We start from the raw sequence: 23263 nt of genomic DNA, 5'->3' as shown, positions 1-23263 counted from the left end.
TATTAAGCGTCTAGTTGATATCGGCTGTTACAGAGGTCGTAGACACCGCATGGGCTTACCTGTGCGGGGACAAAGAACTCGGACCAACGCCAGAACTAGACGTGGTAGAAGACAGACAGTTGCTGGGAAGAAAAAAGCTCCTGGTAAATAATTTTTCTGAACTTGCGGCTATGGGCAAGTTGTACCTTAAATTTACTCAACAAATATGGCCAGACAACCAACCAAAAAAACCGGGAGCAAAAAACCGAAACGGAACGTTCCCAACGGCATTGCCTACATTCAATCTACTTTCAACAATAGCATTGTCACGATCACCGATCAAAAAGGAGATGTCATCTCCTGGGCAAGCGCTGGTTCTAGTGGATTTAAAGGGGCAAAAAAAGGAACTCCCTTTGCGGCACAAACCGCTGCTGAAAGCGCGGCTAGACGAGCCACAGACCAAGGAATGCGGCAAATCGAAGTCATGGTTAGTGGACCTGGTGCAGGCAGAGAAACTGCTATTCGGGCGCTCCAAGGTGCAGGACTGGAAATTACACTCATTCGGGATATTACCCCAATTCCCCACAACGGTTGCCGTCCACCCAAGCGCCGTCGAGTTTAAACAAAACTATTTTGGCACCCAAGCCTGTAGGTTGAAGCTCGGGAAAATAATCAGCAATGCCCTGTATGGCTGGTAATTTTGAACTATTTTCCCCAAGGGAGTACCTATCCAATTTAGACCCATGGGGTAAATAAGTTCGCGTCACAAAGCGATAATCAGCTTTCCCCCAGGTTGATCAACTTTGTGGAAACCAAAAACAATACCTGTAGGCTAAATTAAGATATCAAATTTAGGCGATAATTGCCAACTGTCAATTGTCAACTGGAAAATGAGGCAATTAATTTACCCTTATAGCAGCACCTTAAAAAGGGAGGCTACTCCATGGCGCAGTTTCAAATTGAATGTGTAGAATCTAATGCTGAGGAAAGTCGGAGCTATTACAGCAAGTTTGTTCTTGAACCTCTAGAGCGAGGACAAGGAACAACTGTTGGTAATGCGTTGCGGCGGGTGTTACTTTCTAATTTAGAAGGAACATCAGTCACAGCAGTGAGAATTGCTGGAGTCACCCATGAGTTTGCAACAGTTCCGGGTGTGCGGGAAGATGTACTGGAAATCCTCATGCGAATGAAGGATGTCATTCTCAAGAGTTATTCCGCTCAACCCCAAATTGGTCGCTTAGTCGTGAATGGACCGGCTACGGTAACGGTGGCACATTTCGACTTACCCAGCGAAGTAGAAGTGATTGACCCAACCCAGTATATCGCCACCGTCGCTGAAGGTGGAAAACTGGAAATGGAATTTCGCATTGAGAGAGGCAAAGGTTATCGCACTGTAGAACGAGGCAGAGAAGAAGCTACATCTTTGGATTTTCTGCAAATTGACTCAGTGTTTATGCCTGTACGGAAGGTCAACTATAGTGTTGAAGAAGCTCGTGGCGATGGTTCTTTGAAAGACCGACTCCTGTTGGAGGTATGGACTAATGGTAGCATCTCTCCCCAAGAGGCACTATCATCAGCCGCCGGCATTTTGGTAGATTTATTCAACCCTTTGAAAGATATCTCCCTAGAACTAACGGATATAGGTTCAGACTACCCAGATGACCCTACCGCCCAAATCCCAATTGAAGAGTTACAGTTATCTGTAAGAGCTTACAACTGTCTAAAACGCGCCCAAGTCAACTCTGTAGCTGACTTATTGGATTATACCCAAGAAGACCTTTTAGAAATCAAAAACTTCGGTCAAAAGTCAGCCGAAGAAGTAGTGGAAGCTTTACAGCGGCGCTTGGGTATTACCTTAGCTCCAGAAAGAAGCTCCAAAAGTAGCTAAAGCAAAACCTAATAAATAAAACTTCATTAGTGCATTATTATGCGTCATCGTTGCCGAGTCAAACAACTTAGTAAACCAGCAGACCAACGTCGCGCTCTCCTCAGAGCTTTGACAACAGAGTTGGTACGTCATGGTCGAATTACTACAACTTTAATCAGAGCTAAAGTTGTCCGCAGTAAAGTAGATAAAATGATTACTCTAGCAAAAGATGGCTCTTTAGCAGCCCGTCGTGAAGCTTTAGGTTATATCTACGACAAAACCCTAGTTCATGCACTATTCGAGCAAGCTCCTACTCGGTATGCTAACCGTCAAGGAGGCTATACTCGGATTCTCCATACCGTACCCCGTCGCGGTGATCATGCTCAAATGGCGATTATTGAACTAGTTTAAAGTTATTGGTTATTGTCATGGGTCATTGGTCATTAGTCAGTAGTCAAGAAAAACCACTGACAACTGACAATTGACAACTGACAACTGACAACTGACAAACAACTATGTTAGAAAGCCGCCAGCATTATCCCACTCAGCGAGTAGCCTTAGTTATTCAGTATCTAGGTACTCATTTTCACGGCTGGCAAAGACAAAAAGGACAGCGCACTGTCCAAGAGGAGATAGAAACAGCTATAGCCACGGTTTTGGGGTATCATGTAGCACTCCACGGCGCAGGTAGAACTGATTCTGGAGTCCATGCTGCCGCTCAAGTCGCTCATTTTCAAGCTACAGGTTTAATTCCCGCACATAAGTGGGCAAAAGTTCTCAACAGCTATTTGCCCCCAGATGTATTGATCAGGGCATCAGCAGCTGTAAGTGAAAGTTGGCACGCTCGTTTTAGCGCTGTTTACCGACGATATCGTTACACGATATACACCGAAGAATTACCGAATTTATTCGTAAAACCCTTCAGTTGGCATTATTATTATGCAGCCTTAGATGAATCCTTAATGACATCTGCCCTGAAACCACTGCTGGGAAAACACCATTTATCTGCCTTTGAGCGGGCTGGGTCGGTGCGATCGCATTCCTGGGTAGAAATACAAGCAGTAGAATGTCGTCGTAGCGGAGCTTTTATCCATATTGAAATTCAAGCTAATGGATTTTTATATGGCATGGTACGGCTGTTAATAGGCATGATAGTAGAAGTGGGTTCTAGACAGCGGACAGTAGAGAATTTCACCGAAATTTGGCAACAAGAACGGCGAGAAGAAGTGAAATATTCTGCACCTGCTCACGGACTATGCTTATTGAGAGTCGGTTATCCCGATTTTCCCTTTCCACCAAAAATATGGTACGACACCCAACCATACTTAGTCATGAATAATGACAACTGACAACTGACAAAGGACAAAGGACAAAGGACAAAAAATGAGTAGTAAAACCTACCTTCCCCCTCAAGCATCTCTTGAGCGTGATTGGTACTTAGTAGACGCTACAGATAAGCGTCTGGGAAGACTGGCCAGCGAAGTCGCTATGATTCTCAGAGGGAAGAGAAAAGCCGAATATACTCCCCATTTAGATACAGGGGATTTTGTGATTATTATCAATGCTGAGAAAGTAGCAGTTACAGGTAAAAAGCGCACCCAGAAAATTTACCGTCGTCATTCTGGCCGTCCTGGTGGGATGAAAACAGAAACCTTCGCTAAGTTGCAACAGCGCTTACCAGAAAGAATCCTCGAACACGCTATTAAGGGTATGTTACCTAAAAACAGTTTGGGTAAACAACTATTTACCAAACTAAAAGTCTATGCAGGACCTACCCACCCTCATGCAGCACAACAACCTAAAGAAATCACCATTAGTACAATTCCTGGAGAAAATTAATGCAGGTAGCAGAAATTAATAGCGGTCGTGCCGTTTACTGGGGTACTGGTCGTCGTAAATGCTCAGTCGCCAGAGTTCGCCTAGTTCCTGGTGCGGGTAAAATGACTGTTAACGGTAAAGATGGAGAATTGTATTTCCAATTCAATCCCAACTATTTAGGAGCTATTAAAGCACCTTTAGAAACATTGGGTTTGGAAAACGAATACGACATTGTTGTTAAAGCTGAAGGTGGTGGCTTAACTGGACAAGCTGATTCTATCCGTCTAGGAGTAGCCCGCGCTTTATGTGAGCTTGACCCGGATAACCGTTCACCTCTGAAAACAGAAGGGTATTTAACTCGTGACCCACGGGCCAAAGAACGGAAGAAATACGGTTTACATAAAGCCCGCAAAGCACCTCAATACTCCAAACGTTAATCACTTTTGGATTTTGGATTTGGGGTTTTTCTCCACCAGCGCGGCAATATGTATTGTCTATGAGGGGATAATAGAGATATATAATAGCAAGGCATGGCCTCAGCCCTGGGATTTATCTCACAATCTAAAATCTAAAGTGTCAAAATTTATATAGATTCACAACACAAAAAACAATGGCTAAACCTGATATTCACCCTAAATGGTATCCAGATGCTAAGGTCTACTGTAATGGTCAAGTAGTGATGACCATTGGTTCTACCAAACCCGAACTCCACGTAGATGTTTGGTCTGGAAATCACCCCTTTTACACTGGTACACAGAAAATGATTGATACTGAAGGCCGTGTAGAACGCTTTCTCCGTAAATATGGTATGTCCAGCGCTCAAACTGCTGACGATAATCAAAAGTAGCGGGTTGGCTATAGCTATTTAAGCGAGTGCATGGCGGAAGCCATAGACGACCCCGCACTGCGCTGGGTCGCTTCTCATTTTATGCTTGAGCCAATTTGTTATTTTTTAGGAGCATTTATAGTCATCATGGCAGAGTCATACTTACGGTCGAAACTTAAATCCGTTGAACAAACCTTTAATGAATTAACACGCCGTTTAGCTGATCCTGATACCGCTAGTAATCCTGATGAGTATCAAAAAATTGCTAAGTCTCGTTCTTCTTTGGAAGAGGTAGTTAATACCTATGAAACTTGGAAAACAGCGCAGGATGAATTGATAGGGGCGCGTCAAATACTCAAAGAGTCTAATAGCGACTTAGAGTTGCATGAGATGGCCGCATTGGAAGTTAGCGAACTAGAAGAAAAGCTAGAATATTTAGAAAGTCGCTTAAAGGTATTGCTGTTACCCCGTGACCCCAACGATGATAAAAACATTATGTTGGAAATCCGCGCTGGTACGGGTGGTGATGAAGCAAGTATCTGGGCGGGAGATTTACTGCGAATGTATTCCCGGTATGCTGATAACCAAGGTTGGAAGGTGAAGTTAGTCAGCGAGTCCCCTGGAGAAATGGGCGGTTTTAAAGAGGTAATTCTAGAAATTCAAGGTGATAGTGTTTATAGTAAACTCAAGTTTGAATCTGGTGTACATCGTGTACAGCGCGTACCAGCAACGGAATCTGGGGGAAGGGTTCACACTTCTACCGCTACTATAGCGATTATGCCGGAGGTGGATGAAGTGGAAGTCCATATTGATCCGAAAGATATTGAAATGAGTACAGCCCGTTCCGGTGGTGCGGGTGGACAAAACGTGAATAAGGTGGAAACAGCCGCTGACTTATTTCACAAACCTACAGGTATTCGAATTTTCTGTACAGAAGAACGTAGTCAGTTACAGAATAAAGAACGGGCGATGCAAATTCTCAGGGCTAAATTGTATGAATTAAAACTGCGAGAACAACAGGATGCTGTAACTTCCATGCGGAGATCCCAAGTTGGTACAGGTTCTCGTTCGGAAAAGATTCGCACCTACAACTATAAAGATAGTCGGGTGACTGACCATCGTTTAGGTCAAAATTTTACCCTTAACCCTGTCTTGGAGGGTGATATAGAAACCGTGATACAGTCTTGTATATCTCAAGACCAACAAGAACGGTTAGCAGAATTAGCCGCCTCCGGTTCTAGCAGCTAACTATCACAGGAAACAGGAAAAATAGATAGTTAACTGTTCTCAGGTTTAAGGGCTAAATACCTTAAACCACTTATTTAAAACTGTATTAATTGTTTGTTTAATTTGATGGTTGCGATTCCATCTTTGAAAAGCGATTTCGTAATCTTCACCTTTGGTTTGAAAAGTATTCCAAATATCTAAAGATATACCTAATGCAGAAGCGACTAAGATATAAAGTGACCAGGAAAGACCGCCACTTAAGGAATCCATAGCTAGGAAAAAAATGTTAATAATTGCGTAATTTCCCAGACGTTTTTTAAATTTACTGCGACGATAAAGATTAAAAGCTTGACGTTGTTCAACTTCGCTTTGTTTAACCAACCAATCTCGTTCCGCTTGTTGGAGATTATCAGGTGATATTTGTAACTCTTTAGCAATTTCCAATATCTGTTGATAGGAAAATTCTTGATTATTGTCATTGACTTGACGAGAAATTGCTAATTGTAGAATTTGCTGTACATCTTCTTGAGTATAGGAACGCAGGGTATGAGAATTAAATTGTGTCATAATTCTTGCTCAAATAAACGTTTTCATAGAGAACCACACTACCATCAGCAATATTGGCACTACTTCTAGGTTAGCAAATTTAAATCTATTCTGGTTTAGTTCTTTCCTGTGGGTTCTAGACTGCTATTTGTGGTTAGATGAAGATTTGAAGAATAATTAACCGCAGATTAACGCAGATTAACGCAGATGAAGACTGATGAATTTATAATTTTGTACAGTTTTGTATAGAATTGGCATGATATAACTTCATAAACAAGATGAACTGCTTGCAGCAGCGCTTTGCTATCCAATCTTGTGGAATGGGCATCTTGGCTGTATTTGTATGATTAACAACGAAGATGCCTAAAATGCTAGTACCACAATGAATTATAAAATGAATTATAAATTTATTTGGGGATATTTTTATTGGGAAATCTCTAACAGCAATATCCAGTTAAATTACCAAGAATTTAAAAAATTCCATCCTTCTTTTTCTCCTGTTTCCGGTATTTCTTCTGTTGCTGGTGTGTTCATATTTTCATCTTGAATTAAACGATTATATGCTCCCGAATCAACCCACTTTAATAATTCACCAGTTCGCATGACTAACCAAGAAAGATGAGATTCTGAATAACTTAATATTTTCGTAACTTGATCTAGATTATCAACACTATTAGCAGTAAATTCGCGGGATTGAATTAGGAAATCTTCGATGACATTAGGGGTTAAATACTCTTCTGGTAAACCCGCAAGTTTCATTAATGCGGTAGTTGCAACATCAATATTTTGACAAGCTAATAAACCTGCACGGTCTGCTGTAAATTTTGCCATCATTACCCAATTATATAACGCTAATTCCACACCACTAGCTATCAATCCCCCTAATCCTAATGTGGTACTACTTAACCATACTTTCAACGCCGGCATGACAATTGATATTTGATGATAAATCATATGTTGACTTTTAATTCTAGCAATTTCGTATCCAAAAATAAATAGTAATTCATCATAGTTTAACCATTCCATTGCTTCAATATTAATCCCAATAATGGGTTTTTCTACCCCAATAATATAAGTTTGAATATGCCCTGTGCCTCGAAACAAATACAATTCAGGAATAGTTGTTACATCCAGAATTTGACAAGCTTTTCGCAATGGTTGATATAATTGAGAAAAATTCCGGGGTGTAACTCTGATTTCACTAGCAATACTTTGTAATCTAAGTAAACGATCAATACCATATTCATTGACTTTTTTCAGTAAAGGAGAAATACCAGGCATATTTTGTAAAGAAGCCAAAGCTTTCCGATCAAAAGGGTGTTCGTAGGCTGTTGAACTGATTCCAGTTAATACTTTTCTGTCCATGGGTAGTGAGTTTATTTAGTAAAATAGGTAAATTAATTAAAATTATATAGCTAATGACACCATCCGCAAGCGTAAAAAAATCCCGTTCAAAACTCAAACATATTCGTAGGTTGGGTTGAGGAATGAAACCCAACATTTTTGAGTTCTCATCTAAATGTTTTATTGCTCATGTATATTTTACAGCGTTTTCCGCTCTGATGAGGTACAAAGTTGAATCATGAAACTCTTGTGGTGCGGGCATCTTGCCCGCTAGATATGTACCTTATAACACTGGGAGTTGCTGTATATACTTTACTTTGTAAAAATCTTTAGCCAGAATTTTCTCTATTCTAACTTGACTTTGTGATTTTACCAGAGCGATCGCTTCTAGAAGATGTTTGCTTCAGGGGGCGACAAAGAAGCTAGAGAGGTTGTTGGATAAGAATCACAGCCCTCAGCCCCTGTTGATAAGCTGTTACGCATCCAAATTTGACCATCCTCATCTAGCTAGATGTTGTGGTGCGGGCATCTTGCCCGCTAGAATTTACAAATTAAATGCAGCACAGCTTAAAATGGGATTTTATTGGCAACTAACGCCATCATTTCCAAAACCAATTCTTGACACTCATTCATAGAAACTATCCAACTAGAACCATACAAACCTATCCAAAAATCACTATGTCTTCTTCTAGTTCTTTTACTTTCACAAGGACGACAAACATAAGATTGTTGTTTTTGAGATTGAGTTTTTTTACCCTGTAACCATGCAGAAGTCATTGCTAAAGCAATCAATAAAATTATCCGCACAAGTCTTTCGGGAGAAGCCTGAGAACCTTCCAAATTATAACCTCCTGTTTGACAATCTTTAAACATCGCCTCAATCCCAAAACGTTGACTATATAATATTTTGATAGTTGTAGAGATATCTGTAAGATTAGTTGACAAACACCAAGGTTCTTTTTCTTGCTTACCACCATACTGGCGTTGCTGAATCAAGGTATGAAAATAAAAATCATACCCGAAATCAGCAACGCCCGCAAATGCAGATAAAAATTAATGATTTTGAAGTGTTGATTGTGGTTGTCTGCAGGAGTATAATTGTCAATTGGGGACATAAATTATAATTACTTTCTTGATATTTTTTGTCTAATTACCACTAACTATTATCTGGGGTGACTTGAAAACATCTTCTAGAAATTGGGCAATTTTTTGTAATTGTTTCCGTGATCCATCAAGATCATCCTGAAGAGATTGCAGTATTTCTTGATAAACATTAATTCGGCTGCAAGATTCATGAGTTGCTCTGCGTAAATTCAGCAGTTGCTCCTCTATGGATTTGACTTCTTGACGCTTTCTTTCTACCTTCTGAGTTTGAAGATCAATTGTCTGTTGATCAGCCTCAATAGTAATTAGGTTCTGAGCGATATAACTCTCTAAGTTTTTAATTTCGTCATATCTTTCCTGCTTGTGGGTTTCCAACTCCAAAACCACCAATTCTAAATCAGCATATTCACCTTTTGAATTAGTCAAAAATCCTTGTTTTTGATGTAATATAATTTGTTGTTTCCGAAGTTTTTTTTGCTGATCAATCAAATTACATCTTTGTCCAACCAGGCTTTTGTTGAGCATTTTGTAGGTATCCTTTACCTCAGCTAGTTCTGATTCTAAATTTATCTTTTCTTGACCGTAAGAATCTTCAATTCGTTGTTCAAGTTTTGCTATGAGTTGTTGTTTATATTTTAGTTCTTGCTCTTGTGCTTCCACAAATTCAGAATCCCTATCTAACTTTTCCTCTGAGTCTTGCACCATTTTTTCTAATTCTTTCAGAGGTATTTGCTGTAAAGCTTCTACATCTACCTGTTTAGTAATTCCACAATCCATATAAGCTGCCAAGGTGTAAAGCTTTTGGTAAAATTCTTCCTCAGTTCCCAGACATCGTTTCAGCATCACAGCCAATTCCCGTTTACTGCTAATAATGGCTGTTTTTGATTGCACTTGGTTGATTTGTTGTACTAGAGTTTCTTCTGCTTGTTGCAGTTCATTTTGGCAAGAGTTAAGGGTTTGCAGCAGTTCCTCCGCCCTATTTTGCTGTTGGTTAGCTGTATGACTCTCTATATCCAACTTTTGCCAGTGTAGATTCATATTATCCTGCTGTTTGTCAATAAATGCAAAAGCAGAATTGAGAATTTCCTTAATTGTTTCCAGCGCAGTATTTTCACCAGATAAACCATTAACTGAATCACCTAATACCCAAGAACTGTCTTCATCTACAATCTGAGTCTGTTGGGAGTTCAATGTTATTTCCTGCAAACGGCGTTGTTCACCCCGTAAATGCTCCCAAGCGCCTTCTAAATCCTGGCGACTGCGTTCAATTTCTGCCCGTAAATAGTCAATTTCTGCATGAGATGTGTCAACTAGCTGTTGTTTTGTATCTAGATTTTGAAACTCCTTTTCTAGTGATTGTATTTCTTGCCAGCGTGACTCCATTTCGTTTTGCCGGCGATTAAGTTCTTCAGCCTGAATCCTCAGTGAGTATTTCCACTGCTCAATTTCACTTTCCTTAAGCTTAAACCTGGCCACCTGTCGGGAAAAATTCTGCAAAATATTGACCAAGCTAAGATTTGCCTCTTCAATTCCCTGTATTTGACGGTTGGCGGTTAATTCTACCAGTACCAAAGCCCCATGATTGAACTTATCTGTTTTATTAGAAACAATCACTTCCTTCGGTACTGGACTCCAATTTTGTTCATTGTGTTGACAAGCGAGCAGTTTTAGTTCAGTTTTGCCAGTAACACTAAGTAAGCCAGTTTTTAGTTTTTGTAATTCTGCTAAATACAACATACGATCAGTTCCTATTAATTTACACTTCTTTTTTATAATATAAACTATAAACTAATATGACCTAACACGGTGATCTGATTCATAGAACAATTAAGGCTTTGCCTAGTAATTAATCTACATAGCACTTATGTGTTCAAATTTTTCGACTTCAGTATCACAAAAGTGAATTTATAAATCTCTATTTTACGTGAAATTTTGCACAAACAACTGCTAATTGATCAAGTTTTCACTCCTTTAAAAAAGGAAGAATTACTGTAAATACTGTTCCCTTTCCTAATTCACTATCTAAAGTAATTTCCCCTTGGTGCAAATCTACGCATTTTTTGACTATGGACAAACCTAAACCTGTACCAGGAAGTGTCCCAACATTAGATCCGCGCTGAAAATACTCAAATAAATGAACTTGGTCAGATGGGGGAATACCAATGCCATAATCACTAATTTTAAAGATAAGTTGGTTATCTTTCCTAGATAAACTAAAGTTAACTAACTTGTGATCGGGAGAATACTTAATAGCATTAGTCAGGAGGTTGGTGATAATTTGCCGCAACAATTTTTTATCTATCAGAACAAGCTGATAATTGTTGAAAATTTCATCACCTAAATCTATATAAAAATCTATTTCATGAGATCTAAAACTAGCTTCTATTTCCTCTTTGAGATGACGACAAAACTTAATAATATCTAATGGTTCTAGTTTTAATTCTATTTTTTCAGCTTCAGCTTGGTTAATCATCAAGACATCATCAAGGACTTGGATGATATGCTTGATTGTATTTTGGATTGTTTCTAGATGTTCCTGTTTTCTTTTTTCACTGAGGCGATCGCTAAAATTTTGTAAAATACCCGATGATGAGGAAATAATCGCTAAAGGGGTGCGAAACTCGTGGGAGGCCATGGTAATGAACCGGGATTTTAGTTGATTTAATTCCTTTTCTTTTTCTAAAGCCTGACTTAATTCTGCTGTCCGTTCAGCAACGCGATTTTCTAGTTCATTTTTCAGTTCTATAAGTTGTTGATTCTGTAATTCTAAAGTTTTATTTAATTGTCGTAACTGCACATGGCCACGCACACGAGCCAGTAATTCCTCTTTTTGAAATGGTTTAGTTATATAGTCCACAGCACCTAAATTTAACCCTTTAATTTTATCAACAGGATCAGCTAGGGCTGTCATAAAAATTATAGGTATACCTTCAGTCAAGGGATCGGATTTCAATTGCTTACAAACCTCAAATCCATTTAGATCAGGTAACATAATATCTAACAGGATTAAATCAGGAATACTCAAACGAGCTTGTTTGATGACATTTAAACCCTCGGCTTCGATTCGCACTTTGTAACCTTCTTGAGTCAAAGCATGATCAAGAATTTCTAAATTGGTGGGATTGTCATCAACTACTAAAATTATGGCCTGCTTATGTAAATTTTTCAAAATCTTTTCCTTATGACTTATCAATTATGAATGGTATTTTGTTAACTAGAGATACACTAAGTTTTAATATGTATTTTCTTAAATTATCCTAAAGATGTTTTTTATTTAATCATGCTCTCTTTTAGAGTACACCATTTAGGTAGAGATGTCTATTCTTTACTGACATTTTGGAGAAACTCACGGATCTTAACAATTTTATATCCTTGCACCATCAAAGTCATTTTATCTATAAAGGGTCGGTAGACTTCACCGTTTTGCTCCAGACGGTTTAGTTCATGAGTTATTTCTCTAATTTGTCCTTGCATAGCATACTCTAACAATATGCCTAAGTCAGCAGCAGGTGGTACAACTATTTTTTTATCAGTAACTGACACGGATATTTCTGTGTCAGTTACGGCAGATTCTGCATAAATCCAGTTCAAATGAAGTTGTTGGGCTAATATCCAATAAAGTTCTTCTGCTTTTACTGGTTTAGGTAAAAAACCCTGGCCACCGCTGATCAAGCTTTTTTGACGGTCTGTATCAAATACACTAGCAGAAGAAATGATCACGATTGTGTCTCTCAACTCGGCTAATTCACGTATTTGAGTCAGCATTTCCCACCCGTCCATAATCGGCATTTTTAGGTCAGAAATTATCAGGTCAGGAGGATTTTCCATAGCTTTTTGTAAAGCTTCTTCACCATGATTAGCTTCCATAACTATAAAACCCAAGGGAGCAAGTAAACTAAAGATTACAGAGCGATTTTCCCAACGATCATCAACTACTAAAATTTGTCTACGCTGGCCAGCATATCCCACAATTTGACCTAAATTAGTCATAGTATTAGCTTTAGCCCAGTTATCAGCTAAAGAACACTGAATCTCAAATTCAAATAAAGTGCCACTTCCCAATTCACTGTTAACTTCCAGTTGACTACCCATCATTTCTACAAAACTTTTGCTAATTGCTAAACCTAAACCTGTTCCTTCTGTTTTTTGTTTAGATGTTCCTGTCTGTTCAAAGGGCATAAAAATTCTTTCTAATTCTTCGCAGTTCATACCAATTCCAGTATCTTGAACTTGAAACTTTATTTTCACACAAGAGGATGTCAATGTTTTTATCTCATTATTATCAATAATAACTCTAAAAATTACTTTTCCTCTGTTTGTAAACTTGACAGCATTATTCAACAGATTTAATAAAACTTGTCTAACCCGCTTTTCATCTAAAATAACTCCTGATGGCATATTTCCTACCAGTTCGTAAATAAAGTCTAGACTTTTTTCCTCTGCTTTAATTTTGGCAATTTCTGCTACTCCTTGTAATAAAGATGGTAAATAACAAGGTACAGGATCAAGTTCCATTTTCCGGGCTTCAATTTTGGCAATATCCAGGATATCATTAATCAGGGTCAGCAAGTGTGTACCACATTGATAAATCACAGCAATTCCCCGCTGTTGCTCCTGAGTAAGTTGTGTCCGTCCCAAAATCTGGGCATAGCCTAAAATGCCATTTAGGGGTGTACGCAATTCGTGGCTCATGTTAGCAAGAAACTCGCTTTTGGCTTGATTTGCTATTTCAGCTTTTTCTTTAGCAATGACTAATTCTGTAGTTCTTTCTTGAACTCGTTCTTCCAAAGTTATCAGAGATGATTGTAATTGAATAGCCATTCTCTTGAAGGAATTGGACAGATTTACCAATTCTTTAATACATTTAACTTCCATTAAAGCAAGATCTGATTCTTTCCAAAATGGTTGACAGTTTGCCAGTTCTAAAGCTTGGGTGGCTTTATTTAACTGTAAAATGGATTTAGTGACGCATCTAGTAATCATAAAACCAATCCCTGCGCTAATCAGAATGGTTAGACCATACAATACAATATTCCAATCAATATTTTTCTTAATTTCTTCAAAAAAATCGGCTTCAGGAATCACAACAACTGTTAGCCAATCTAAATTTTTATGAACCGACGCTGGTATAACTTCGACAAAATGCCGTTGCCCATTTTTGGAGATAAAGATAAAGTTTTGTTTTGTTGTTATTCGATCAATTGCCGGGAAATGTGCTAGTAGGTTTTGAGTTGTTTCCCGAGTTATATCGTTACGACTGTTCAGTGGATTTAATCTGTATTTACTCAAATTATCTGGTTTAGAGAAATTGAAAGAGGTTGATAAACCTGAAAGAAAAGGATCTTCACCAGTGGAACTAGCAATTAATAACCCGCTCCGTTCTAAAATAAAAGCTTGACCGGTCTGACCTATCTTCAAGTTTTCGAGGAAATCCTGTAGTTGGGATAGAGCAATAGAGGTACTAACAACTCCCTGAAAAGTATTATTCTGATCAAAGAATGCTAATAAATAGGTAATAATTAAAGTTGGTTCATTGTGGTTATTTCTTGAAACAATAAAGTGCCAAATTCCCTCTCCTGCTGGATTTTTCGCTGCTTGATACCAATGACTTGATCGAGTATCTTTAGAGAATTTGCTTTGGGAGCTAATGATATTTTTAGAGCGATCATAATTTCCTAGATTGTCAGTGAAGTAGGTATTCCATTTATAATTAGTTGACTGATCTCTGAGAATAATCATCCCAGATCCATCTTTTTGTTTAGCTACCGCCAAAAATCTTTTCTGCTCCGTAGCAATAGCCACATCATTTATCTGATCAACTATTTGTAACTGCCGCCAAAAATAGTTTTTTACCGTGGCTAAATCCTGATAATTCATAATACCTAATTTGATCAGAGCGGCATTATTTTCGTTAGTTTGTATTAGGTGTTCCAAATAATCGTCTAAACTTTGGTCAATGTGATCAGAAACTTCTGTAATCAATTTTTTAGCCATATTTTCTACTACCTTACCCCCAGTATAGTATGAAAGATAACTAACCAAGCCCACAGCCCCGACAATTTGTAATACAAAGGGAACAATTAAGACTAATCTCAGAGGTATTTCTTTTAATATATTCGGGCTATGGCTCTTCATTATTTCATTCAGGGTGGTTAATAACTGACTTAAGCGTATCCATTAAACTACAGCAGATGCTATTATTATAACAATAATGACAAAGAAAAAGAATTTTTATCGGTAGCAAAGTTCATTACTTAATCATTATTTAAAAGTTGAGTATGTACAATTTAGTGTATACTGAATTTTATGTTATTAAATGAATGAAATCAGAAAAATTGCCATAAATATACTATAAATATACATAGGTAAGTCCTATAGAGGTCAAATTTGAATTATGAGCTTAATTTTAGTAATCGAGGATGAAACTCAAATTCTCTCAAATCTGCAAGAAATTTTAGAATTGGCGGATTTCAATGTTATTACCGCTGTAGACGGAACAACTGGGTTACAATTAGCTAAAAGTAAAAATCCTGATTTAATAATCTGTGACATCATGATGCCAGGACTCAATGGCTATGAGGTTTTACAAAAACTGCGACAAGAACCCAAGTGTGCTGATATCCCCCTGATTTTTCTTACCGCCAAAGCTAACCGCAGTGATTTACGTCAGGGTATGTGTTTAGGTGCTGATGATTATATTACTAAACCTTTTGAGCCTTTGGAAATCTTACAAGCAGTAAAAGCTAGGTTACAAAAACGTTCAATTCCCGGTCAAGCCTATCTAAAAGAAGCTCGAAAGTCAGCAAGACTGGAAAAGGAAATCAAAACCAATCAGCTTGAATTACAAAACTCCAATGAACTGGCACAGGTTCGAGAAAGCCTGTTAAGAAAAGTTTCTATAGACTTATCCAATCCTGTTTCTAACATTAACATGGCCATTTGTATGCTCAAAGAGGCCAAAACAGAAAAGCAGCGCGAGCGCTACCTATCAATTTTACAACAAGAATGTAGACGGGAAATCGAGATATTAAATGAGATTGATAGCCTGCGGGAATTATTGAGTGCTGAAAACACGAAATTGCTCCGAGACTATAAATTACTAGATGTTAATTAACATTAACAGTTAATTTCCTGTTCAGATGATGTTGAAAAAGTCAAAAACGTTACAGTTAATCCCCATTTCATTGTCGGGAATGGGGGTGATTTTTTAATCTTTAGTTGTCTGATATAACGTTTTCCAAATCTCTGCCTTACCTCCCCACCAGTCCTTGTTTGATTCAGCTATTCTGTATTTAAATTGTATAAGTCTCTACAAGAATTAGAGAAACCTGATATTTAATTTTCACCAGATGTCTAATATTTAATCGTGGCTAAAAACTGACGCAAGCTGAATAAACTGAGACTTTGACCTAAATTCAGGGGTAACATAGATATACCTTCTAAGCGTGACTGTACCCAACCTTCACCCCAGCACCATTCGTGAAAGCCATCAATGCCTCCACTGAGGAGTAAGCGCAAACAATTGGGTTTTACGACCTCTACTCGATGGTGAATGGATACAGGTCCTGTCCAAGTAGTAAATTCAAAGCCTGGTAGCAATTCTGTGGGCATTTCCGGGGGGAAATTTTGTCCTAGCAGCCATTTTTTCAATTCTACTGGATGAAGAATACTATCATGAATGGCATCGGCTGATGCTGCAATTTCGATGCGAATTTGGCTTTGTTGAAATGTACCTAGCATGGTAATGGGTAATGGGTAATGGGTAATGGGTAATGACCTCTCGGTCAATCAACGGCTTTTACTGTTTAAGCTAAAATACAAAAGTCACCAAAAGAATTGTAAGGTTTTTCATGGCAGATCAATTAATTCGTGGGACGGCGGCGGATGGTGGGATTAAAGCAGTAGGTGTGATTACCACCCGGTTAACGGAAGAAGCAAGAGTTCGCCATAAACTGTCCTATGTGGCGACAGCAGCACTAGGAAGAACAATGGCGGCTGGTTTGTTGATGGCTTCAAGCATGAAACGACAAGGCTCTAGAGTGAATGTTCGCGTTAAGGGAGATGGTCCTTTAGGTGGTATATTAGCAGATGCAGGTTTAGATGGAACTGTTAGGGGTTATGTCGGTAATCCATCTGCGGAATTACCCCTCAATCACAAAGGTAAACTGGATGTTGGCTCTGCTGTGGGTGGGGGCTATCTTTATGTAGTCCGAGATGTTGGTTATGGCTATCCTTACTCTAGTACAGTGGAACTGGTTTCCGGGGAAATAGGTGACGATGTAGCCCATTATCTCGTAAATTCGGAACAAACTCCTTCGGCGTTAGTTTTGGGTGTATTTGTGGGACAGCAGGGGGTAACAGCAGCCGGGGGAATACTGCTACAAGTGTTACCTAAAGCGGCTAAAGATGAAGAACTGGTGGCGACTTTAGAATCAAGAGTTTCCGCTTTATCCGGTTTTACACCGCTACTACAAGCGGGGAAAACATTGACGGAGATATTGCATGATTTGTTAGGAGATATGGGATTAAACATATTTCCCGAAAGTCAAATGCTACGCTTTCATTGTGGTTGCTCTTTTGGGCGGGTGCTAGGGGCGTTGAAAATATTGGGAGAGGCTGAACTTGAGGACATGATTGTTAAAGATCATGGTGCGGAGGTAATTTGTGACTTTTGTGGTAATGTTTATCAGGCAACTAGTGATGATTTAACTCAGCTAATTCTGGATTTACAAAAAGAATCTTTAATTTCTGGTTAATGTCATTAGTCATACTCAAACCAAATAATAGTAATGTTATTGATGGGAAAGTGAGGATAGTAAGCATAATATTATCTATATTTATTGATCTACCTACTTTCATATCGCTATTCAATTAATTACTGTGGTGTGAGCAATGACAGAGCGAGATATTCCAGATAATTGGTCTTTGGACCGAGTAGAACAACCAATTGAACCTCAGCCCAACTATATACCAAATAATCAAACGACTGATACTACTGCTGTTGGTTCTCATTTTAAGTCAGTGAAGAATGGAAAAAATCAAGATGGCGCAGACCTATCTATAAATAATGCTCCTAAAGGTACTTTTAACCTCAGTGTTATAACTGAGAAAATGCCACATTGGATGAAGGGATGGATACCTTTAGCGGTAGTGCTAACTTTGATTCCTGGAAGTGTGGGGTTTTTGGCAATATCTATGTTATTTAAGCTGCCTTCTGCTCCTAATTGTCCGCAGATTTTCTGGCCTTTAGCGAGTGCGTCAGTTAGGTTACATTGCGCTCAGTTGGCGGCTTCTAAGCAAACAGTTAATGATTTGCTCCAAGCGATCGCTTTGGTGAAACAGTTACCAGAAAATCACCCTCTACGGGGGGAAATAAATCGGTTTTTAGAACAATGGTCACGGGATATTTTACAACTAGCTGATGAAACTTTTCAGTCGGGGGATTTGCAGGGGGCGATCGCTACTGCTCGTCAAATTCCAGCGGATTTAGAAGCGAGTAAATTAGTAGAAGAGCAAATTGAAAAATGGCAATCAATTTGGTCAAAAGCCGAAGGAATCTACCAGGAGGCCGAAAAAGAACTGCGCCAAAGACATTGGCAATCGGCTTTTATGCTCACTGCTAGATTGCTGCGGGTAAATAATAAATACTGGGCAAATACTAAATATGAGCAATTAAATGATATTATTGTCACAGCGCGGGAAGATGGGGATAAACTTTACAAAGCTGAAAATTTGGCAGAAAACCGGAGTTTAGATAATTTACTCAAAGCAATTAAACTAGCTCAAACGATTAAACCAGAAAGTTATTTATACCAAAAATCCCAGGAGCTAATCACTGGATTTGCGCGGAAAATACTTAAATTGGCACAAGGGAAGATGAAAGAGCGAGATGCTAATACAGCGCTGGAAATTGCTCGAAAAATCCCCCCTATTCCTGAATTACAGGCGGAAGTTGATGATTTTCTGTTTTTGGGTGAGGCGAAAAGAAGCGCCTTTATTGGTACTGTGGCTGGGTTAGAAACGGCGATTTCTCAAGCTCAACAAATAGATGCTTCTAGGGAAAATTATAATGAAGCACAGCAATTAATTGCTAGTTGGCAATTAGAAATTGAAGATGTTTCTCGCTTAGAAAAAGCTCGGAATTTAGCTAGTCAAGGTACGGTTAGTGATTTAACAGCGGCTATTTCTGAGGTACAATTAATTCCTAGTAGTAATCCCCGTGGGAAGGAAGCCCGTCAGGAAATGGGGCGTTGGCGTGGCCAGGTGGAGACGATTGAAGATAGACCATATTTAGAACGGGCTGAACAACTAGCAATTAGTGAAGATATTAACTCATTACAAATAGCGATCGCTGAAGTTAGTCAAATTCGTTCGGGGCGAGCATTATATCCAGAAGCAAGGAAAAAGATGCGGCTATGGACTGCAAAAATTGAGCGTATTCAAGATCAACCATACTTAGATCAGGCTAGGGTATTGGCCGATAATGGTGATTTAACAACTGCGATTAGTGAAGCTCAAAAAATCGCTGCATCAGGACGGGCTTTGTCAGATGAAGCCCAAACGGCTATAGATACCTGGCAAGACCAAATTCGCTCTCAGGAAAATTGGCAAAAAGCCAAGCAAGTTGCAGAGGTTGGCACACCAGAAGCTTTAGTTCAGGCTATGGAGTTGGCAAATCGGGTATCTAATCGTAACAGTTTACGTTTAGATGTGAACATTGCCATTGATCAGTGGAGTCAACAATTATTACAAATAGCACGTTCTCAAAGTGAAGATGATGTTGCTAAAGCTATTACTACAGCGAAGTTAATCCCTCGCGGTAGCAGTGTCTATACTGAGGCTAGGGAACAAATTAGAACCTGGCGGCAATTGCTGATTCCCAAATCACAACTTACTCCATCAGTGGAATCTACGCCAGAAGCAACACCAGTAGAAGAATCTCAGCCTTGAGGCGTTAGTAATTAATTGGAATAATATAAGTAGGGATTCCTATTTGCGTTTTGGACGGGATTTTTTTTACGTCCGCAAAGTTCGGTAACTAAAATTTTTTTCTTTTTTAAATAATGGCCTCTTCTCCAAGAAGATGGCTATTTTTTATACTGCTAAATTTTATTTTCAGTATAAAGACAATCTTAAGAAATGAATTTACTTCTTGTATAAGTGATATCTTCATATCTTCAATTTTAATTATTACTTAACCCCCCATATGTCCTATCATTCTACTGCTAATCACATTTATAATTTATTGATTCAAGATATTGCTAATCAAGAAGGAGAAATTACTTTTAACTTTCTTAATATCTCTGTTAAGATTAATGAAAAAAGTGCAATTGGTAATTTATTTCAAGAATGGTTAACCGAATGGATAAGACTAAAAGGAATTAATTTTAGAACCAAAATAAACACCCAAGACTTTCCTGACTTTTTACTAGATACTTCTGATACTACAGGGCTATTAGAAGTAAAAACATTTAATTATAATGCCTCAGCTAATTTTGATATAGCTAATTTTAGAGCTTACTGTCGCTCTTTAAAAACAGAAGCATATCGGTTAGATGCTGATTATTTAATTTTTGCTTATGAATTAAAAGATTATAAATTCAAAGTTAGAAAAATTTGGTTGAAAAAGATATGGGAAATTACGGGAAGATCAGCGGATTATTCAGTTAAATGCCAGGTAAAACAAGATGAAATTGTCAATATTAGACCTGTTGTATGGTATTCCAAAAATCAGAAAGCTCGAGAACCATTTAAATCCAGGTTTGATTTTGTCCAAGGCTTATATGAGACTTTGATGAAATATCCTGGAACACAGAAACAAAGTTCTAATTGGCTAGAAACAGTCAAAGATAACTATTTATATCATACAGGAGAAGAACTATAAGTTTTGCAAAAAAATGATCAACTTTATCTACTTAAAACGTAAACTTGATCAGGAACAGACAGCATTTTTTGAATAACTATTCTTTCGGAAATTTCTTTTACAATAGTAACTACTACGGTATTTCCTAATAAATCAAATGCTTTATTGATAGGTAAATTAATTTGATAATCTTCAGGAAAGCCAAATAATCTCAATCCTTCTCTAATTGTTAAACATCTTAACCCGCTACCATCAACTACCGCTAATCTTTGCATATCAGTAGCTACTAAAGTTGGTGTAATATCATGAGGATTAAGTATTTTATTAATTGGAAAACTCAGTTTACCAACCACAATATTATAGCCTTTTGGTAAATCAAGTCTATATTCTCTTTTTTTTACTGTTTTACCATCTTTATTTACAATTTCTTGAATGTCCTTGGGATGTTCATATTTTAAATAACCTTTATTTGCCAAATCATCTAATATTTGTTTTAAATTTTTATGCTGATAAAAAGTTTCAATTTCATCTAAACTTAAGGGTATTCCATCCATCCACTGAATACCTTTTTTAGCAGACCAATTTTTTCTTCTTCTTTGTTTGAGTAATAAATTTAGTAATTCTCTTTGTTCTATACTAACATTTCCTTTTAATTCTAAATCCCAACTATGAATATTATCTTCTCCCCCTCTTTTATCTCTAATAGATTTACCATAAAGTTCATCCAGAGAATATTGTGCTAATAGTTTTTTGACAAAATTGGTTTGTAAAGTCGGACAACCTGTTTCTAAAATATTTGATAATACAGATTGATTATTTTTAGAAAAATTTAAAGAGATAGGATTTATTTTAGTTCCAGCTATATAAACTCTTTTTCTATCTTGAGGAATACAAAAATCTTTAGAATTTAAAACATCACATTTGAATTGATAACCTAATTGTTCTAATTTATTTAAAATAGTTGTTAATGTTCTACCGTTATCATGTTGAACTAAACCTTCAACATTTTCTAATAAAAATCCAAAAGGTGATTTATCTTTTAAAATACGTTCAATTTCAAAAAATAAAGTTCCTCTAGTATCTAAAAATCCTTGTCTTGTTCCTGCACTACTAAAAGGTTGACAGGGAAACCCAGCTAATAAAATATCAAATTCAGGAATTTGTTGAGTTGATATTTCAGTGATATCACCCCATATTTTATCTTGGTGAAAATTATTTTGATAGACTTTAATTGCTGTAGATTTAATTTCAGAAGTGAAAACACATTCGCTGTTAATTCCCAAAGATTTACAAGCTTTTTCTAAGCCTAATCTCATTCCGCCAATTCCTGCAAATAAATCAATAAATTTAATAGTGGTAGACATTGTTAGCTGGTAATGTTAACAAACAATTTATATATTAACATACTATTTGTGTTTTTCGTATACATATTATTTTATTTTTTATGAAAATATAATCATGGAGAAATACCATTATAACAATAATTTTTAGAGAATTTGTAGCTGTTATAATAGGATTTAGCTTGCCCGAAAGCAATATAATTTTGATAATTTTTAACGATGAGTCAAATTATTAATTATCAGTAAAAAGGAATTTTACCCTTGATTTTGAATTTGTCTAACTACCGTCAAAGCCGAATAACTCACCCCCGCAGTTCCTTCTCCAGGGTGGGTAGAATCACCAACTAACCACAAATTATTAATAGGAGTACGATTAGCAAAACCAAAGGGTCCAAAGGTGGAAATTCTTTGACCAATACCGCCTACAATTCCCTTTTCTCTACCTGTATAATTAGCAAAGGTGCGAGGTGTGGCTGCTTCCACATAAATGATGGTTTCTGGTTTTAAATAGAAATATTGGGAAAGTTTGGATATTGCATCTTGAGTGAATTTTTGTTTTAACTCTTCGTAATTTTCAGTTTCCCACCAGGGAGTAAAATCAACAAAGGAAGAAGCGATAATTGTCGCTTTTCCTAATGGTGCGCGGCCGTCTCCTTCATGACTTACAGATACAAATAGGGAATTATTTTCGCCAATTGGTCCATTGATATCATATAAAAATTGTAAATGCGGTGGACAATTGGCAGGAATTGCACTCTTATCTACACCTAGATAAACAACAAAAGCACCAGAAGCAGGAGGTAGTTTTTCTACTCTTTGTTTATATCCCCAAGGGGCGTTTTCTCCTAATAGTTGAACTAAGTTTTCAACTGTAACGTTAGCAATTATATGATCTGCTGATTCTGTCCAAGTTTCTCCGGTTTTCTGATTTTTAATGATTACAGATTTAGCTTGGTTATTTTCAACTTTGATTTTTGCGACGGTATGTCTCATTAATAATTTACCACCATCTCGTTCTAAAGATTCTACCAAGCGATCGCTCAATACTTGCATACTTCCTTGCAGATGAAATAATCCTTGGGGTAATTGGGATACATTCAAAGCTGTGGCTGCATAAAGTAGGGCAGTTTCTTCCGCGCTAACTTGAGAATATAATTTGAGTTGTAGATCTAAAAATGTCCGCAGTCTTTTATCATTTCCTAAACCACATAATCGTAAAGCATCTCCCACTGTCATAAAGGTGAAAGGTGCAGTTATAAATGTACTCGGACGCACTGCTTTAATTAATTGTTTTAAATCCCATAAATTACGCGGTGGTAACACAGGATCACGTCCTTGAAATTCCCAAC

At 37.7% G+C, this 23263-nt stretch carries 22 protein-coding genes; 13 read left to right on the top strand and 9 right to left on the bottom strand.

Features of this window, described 5'->3' with window-relative positions; genetic code table 11:
• The 9 genes from rpsM to prfA all read left to right on the top strand — a co-directional run.
• The coding region (rpsM, locus tag ACIR310F_RS27130) for a 30S ribosomal protein S13 (protein WP_231387615.1) at positions 1-151 on the top strand (151 nt) is incomplete at its 5' end.
• Positions 152-205: 54 nt separating this feature from the next.
• Entirely contained in the window at positions 206-601 is a 396-nt protein-coding gene (gene rpsK / locus ACIR310F_RS0119325; RefSeq protein WP_028085241.1) for a 30S ribosomal protein S11, read from the top strand.
• A 321-nt stretch (positions 602-922) separates the two neighbouring features.
• Positions 923-1867: a DNA-directed RNA polymerase subunit alpha gene (locus tag ACIR310F_RS0119320; protein WP_028085240.1), complete on the top strand. Its 945-nt coding sequence runs from the start codon at positions 923-925 to the stop codon at positions 1865-1867.
• Between the two features lie 39 nt (positions 1868-1906).
• A complete protein-coding gene (gene rplQ, locus ACIR310F_RS0119315; protein ID WP_028085239.1) occupies positions 1907-2257 on the top strand; it encodes a 50S ribosomal protein L17 in 351 nt (116 codons plus the stop codon).
• A gap of 104 nt (positions 2258-2361) precedes the next feature.
• Positions 2362-3195: a tRNA pseudouridine(38-40) synthase TruA gene (gene truA, locus ACIR310F_RS0119310; protein WP_028085238.1), complete on the top strand. Its 834-nt coding sequence runs from the start codon at positions 2362-2364 to the stop codon at positions 3193-3195.
• 34 nt (positions 3196-3229) lie between these two features.
• Positions 3230-3685, top strand: coding sequence for a 50S ribosomal protein L13 (gene rplM, locus ACIR310F_RS0119305; protein ID WP_028085237.1), 456 nt, complete (start codon positions 3230-3232; stop codon positions 3683-3685).
• Positions 3685-4101, top strand: coding sequence for a 30S ribosomal protein S9 (gene rpsI, locus ACIR310F_RS0119300; RefSeq protein WP_028085236.1), 417 nt, complete (start codon positions 3685-3687; stop codon positions 4099-4101). The genes rplM and rpsI overlap by 1 nt, the downstream gene beginning before the upstream one ends.
• A 173-nt stretch (positions 4102-4274) precedes the next feature.
• A complete protein-coding gene (gene rpmE / locus ACIR310F_RS0119295) occupies positions 4275-4511 on the top strand; it encodes a 50S ribosomal protein L31 (protein WP_028085235.1) in 237 nt (78 codons plus the stop codon).
• Between the two features lie 126 nt (positions 4512-4637).
• A complete protein-coding gene (prfA, locus tag ACIR310F_RS0119290) occupies positions 4638-5738 on the top strand; it encodes a peptide chain release factor 1 (RefSeq protein ID WP_028085234.1) in 1101 nt (366 codons plus the stop codon).
• A gap of 45 nt (positions 5739-5783) precedes the next feature.
• Here prfA and ACIR310F_RS0119285 read toward each other — a convergent pair whose 3' ends face one another.
• The 6 genes from ACIR310F_RS0119285 to ACIR310F_RS0119260 all read right to left on the bottom strand — a co-directional run bounded on the left by ACIR310F_RS0119285 (position 5784) and on the right by ACIR310F_RS0119260 (position 14846).
• Complete coding sequence (locus ACIR310F_RS0119285; RefSeq protein WP_028085233.1) at positions 5784-6284, bottom strand: 2TM domain-containing protein; 501 nt, start codon at positions 6282-6284, stop codon at positions 5784-5786.
• A 438-nt stretch (positions 6285-6722) separates the two neighbouring features.
• Positions 6723-7628, bottom strand: a complete 906-nt coding sequence (locus ACIR310F_RS0119280) for a M48 family metallopeptidase (protein ID WP_028085232.1) — start codon at positions 7626-7628, stop codon at positions 6723-6725.
• A 546-nt stretch (positions 7629-8174) separates the two neighbouring features.
• Entirely contained in the window at positions 8175-8603 is a 429-nt protein-coding gene (locus ACIR310F_RS23235; protein WP_155963922.1) for a hypothetical protein, read from the bottom strand.
• A 150-nt stretch (positions 8604-8753) separates the two neighbouring features.
• Complete coding sequence (hmpF, locus tag ACIR310F_RS23230; RefSeq protein ID WP_051289759.1) at positions 8754-10448, bottom strand: pilus motility taxis protein HmpF; 1695 nt, start codon at positions 10446-10448, stop codon at positions 8754-8756.
• A 226-nt stretch (positions 10449-10674) separates the two neighbouring features.
• On the bottom strand, positions 10675-11880 hold the full coding sequence (locus ACIR310F_RS0119265) for a hybrid sensor histidine kinase/response regulator (RefSeq protein ID WP_051289757.1): 1206 nt from the start codon (positions 11878-11880) through the stop codon (positions 10675-10677).
• Between the two features lie 149 nt (positions 11881-12029).
• Complete coding sequence (locus tag ACIR310F_RS0119260; RefSeq protein ID WP_035368527.1) at positions 12030-14846, bottom strand: ATP-binding protein; 2817 nt, start codon at positions 14844-14846, stop codon at positions 12030-12032.
• A 259-nt stretch (positions 14847-15105) separates the two neighbouring features.
• Between ACIR310F_RS0119260 and ACIR310F_RS0119255 the strand changes: the two genes are divergently transcribed.
• Positions 15106-15825 carry a response regulator transcription factor gene (locus ACIR310F_RS0119255; protein ID WP_028085229.1) on the top strand — a complete coding sequence of 240 codons (720 nt, stop codon included), beginning with the start codon at positions 15106-15108 and terminating at the stop codon, positions 15823-15825.
• 239 nt (positions 15826-16064) lie between these two features.
• Here ACIR310F_RS0119255 and ACIR310F_RS0119250 read toward each other — a convergent pair whose 3' ends face one another.
• On the bottom strand, positions 16065-16451 hold the full coding sequence (locus ACIR310F_RS0119250) for a hypothetical protein (RefSeq protein ID WP_028085228.1): 387 nt from the start codon (positions 16449-16451) through the stop codon (positions 16065-16067).
• Between the two features lie 110 nt (positions 16452-16561).
• Here ACIR310F_RS0119250 and hslO point away from each other — a divergent pair, with 110 nt between their 5' ends.
• The 3 genes from hslO (at position 16562) to ACIR310F_RS0119235 (ending at position 20595) form a co-directional block, all read left to right on the top strand.
• Positions 16562-17467, top strand: coding sequence for an Hsp33 family molecular chaperone HslO (gene hslO, locus ACIR310F_RS0119245; RefSeq protein ID WP_028085227.1), 906 nt, complete (start codon positions 16562-16564; stop codon positions 17465-17467).
• Between the two features lie 136 nt (positions 17468-17603).
• A complete protein-coding gene (locus ACIR310F_RS0119240) occupies positions 17604-19661 on the top strand; it encodes a hypothetical protein (protein WP_028085226.1) in 2058 nt (685 codons plus the stop codon).
• A 256-nt stretch (positions 19662-19917) separates the two neighbouring features.
• Positions 19918-20595, top strand: coding sequence for an NgoBV family restriction endonuclease (locus tag ACIR310F_RS0119235; RefSeq protein WP_028085225.1), 678 nt, complete (start codon positions 19918-19920; stop codon positions 20593-20595).
• A 23-nt stretch (positions 20596-20618) separates the two neighbouring features.
• Here ACIR310F_RS0119235 and dcm read toward each other — a convergent pair whose 3' ends face one another.
• Both dcm and ACIR310F_RS23220 read right to left on the bottom strand, forming a co-directional pair.
• Positions 20619-21938, bottom strand: a complete 1320-nt coding sequence (gene dcm / locus ACIR310F_RS23225) for a DNA (cytosine-5-)-methyltransferase (RefSeq protein ID WP_035368524.1) — start codon at positions 21936-21938, stop codon at positions 20619-20621.
• Positions 21939-22169: 231 nt separating this feature from the next.
• Positions 22170-23263, bottom strand: a 1094-nt coding sequence (locus tag ACIR310F_RS23220; RefSeq protein ID WP_231387612.1) for an FAD-dependent oxidoreductase, incomplete at its 5' end; no start/stop codon positions are given.

The sequence above is a fragment of the Dolichospermum circinale AWQC310F genome (genome assembly GCF_000426925.1).
GTDB classification, from domain to species: domain Bacteria; phylum Cyanobacteriota; class Cyanobacteriia; order Cyanobacteriales; family Nostocaceae; genus Dolichospermum; species Dolichospermum circinale.
This window is presented reverse-complemented; position numbering and strand designations above follow the sequence as displayed.

Coding starts and splice junctions, on each gene's coding strand:
- rpsK (WP_028085241.1), top strand. CDS start 206: ATGGCCAGACAACCAACCAAAAAAACCGGGAGCAAAAAACCGAAACGG.
- ACIR310F_RS0119320 (WP_028085240.1), top strand. CDS start 923: ATGGCGCAGTTTCAAATTGAATGTGTAGAATCTAATGCTGAGGAAAGT.
- rplQ (WP_028085239.1), top strand. CDS start 1,907: ATGCGTCATCGTTGCCGAGTCAAACAACTTAGTAAACCAGCAGACCAA.
- truA (WP_028085238.1), top strand. CDS start 2,362: ATGTTAGAAAGCCGCCAGCATTATCCCACTCAGCGAGTAGCCTTAGTT.
- rplM (WP_028085237.1), top strand. CDS start 3,230: ATGAGTAGTAAAACCTACCTTCCCCCTCAAGCATCTCTTGAGCGTGAT.
- rpsI (WP_028085236.1), top strand. CDS start 3,685: ATGCAGGTAGCAGAAATTAATAGCGGTCGTGCCGTTTACTGGGGTACT.
- rpmE (WP_028085235.1), top strand. CDS start 4,275: ATGGCTAAACCTGATATTCACCCTAAATGGTATCCAGATGCTAAGGTC.
- prfA (WP_028085234.1), top strand. CDS start 4,638: ATGGCAGAGTCATACTTACGGTCGAAACTTAAATCCGTTGAACAAACC.
- ACIR310F_RS0119285 (WP_028085233.1), bottom strand. CDS start 6,284: ATGACACAATTTAATTCTCATACCCTGCGTTCCTATACTCAAGAAGAT.
- ACIR310F_RS0119280 (WP_028085232.1), bottom strand. CDS start 7,628: ATGGACAGAAAAGTATTAACTGGAATCAGTTCAACAGCCTACGAACAC.
- hmpF (WP_051289759.1), bottom strand. CDS start 10,448: ATGTTGTATTTAGCAGAATTACAAAAACTAAAAACTGGCTTACTTAGT.
- ACIR310F_RS0119260 (WP_035368527.1), bottom strand. CDS start 14,846: ATGAAGAGCCATAGCCCGAATATATTAAAAGAAATACCTCTGAGATTA.
- ACIR310F_RS0119255 (WP_028085229.1), top strand. CDS start 15,106: ATGAGCTTAATTTTAGTAATCGAGGATGAAACTCAAATTCTCTCAAAT.
- ACIR310F_RS0119250 (WP_028085228.1), bottom strand. CDS start 16,451: ATGCTAGGTACATTTCAACAAAGCCAAATTCGCATCGAAATTGCAGCA.
- hslO (WP_028085227.1), top strand. CDS start 16,562: ATGGCAGATCAATTAATTCGTGGGACGGCGGCGGATGGTGGGATTAAA.
- ACIR310F_RS0119240 (WP_028085226.1), top strand. CDS start 17,604: ATGACAGAGCGAGATATTCCAGATAATTGGTCTTTGGACCGAGTAGAA.
- ACIR310F_RS0119235 (WP_028085225.1), top strand. CDS start 19,918: ATGTCCTATCATTCTACTGCTAATCACATTTATAATTTATTGATTCAA.
- dcm (WP_035368524.1), bottom strand. CDS start 21,938: ATGTCTACCACTATTAAATTTATTGATTTATTTGCAGGAATTGGCGGA.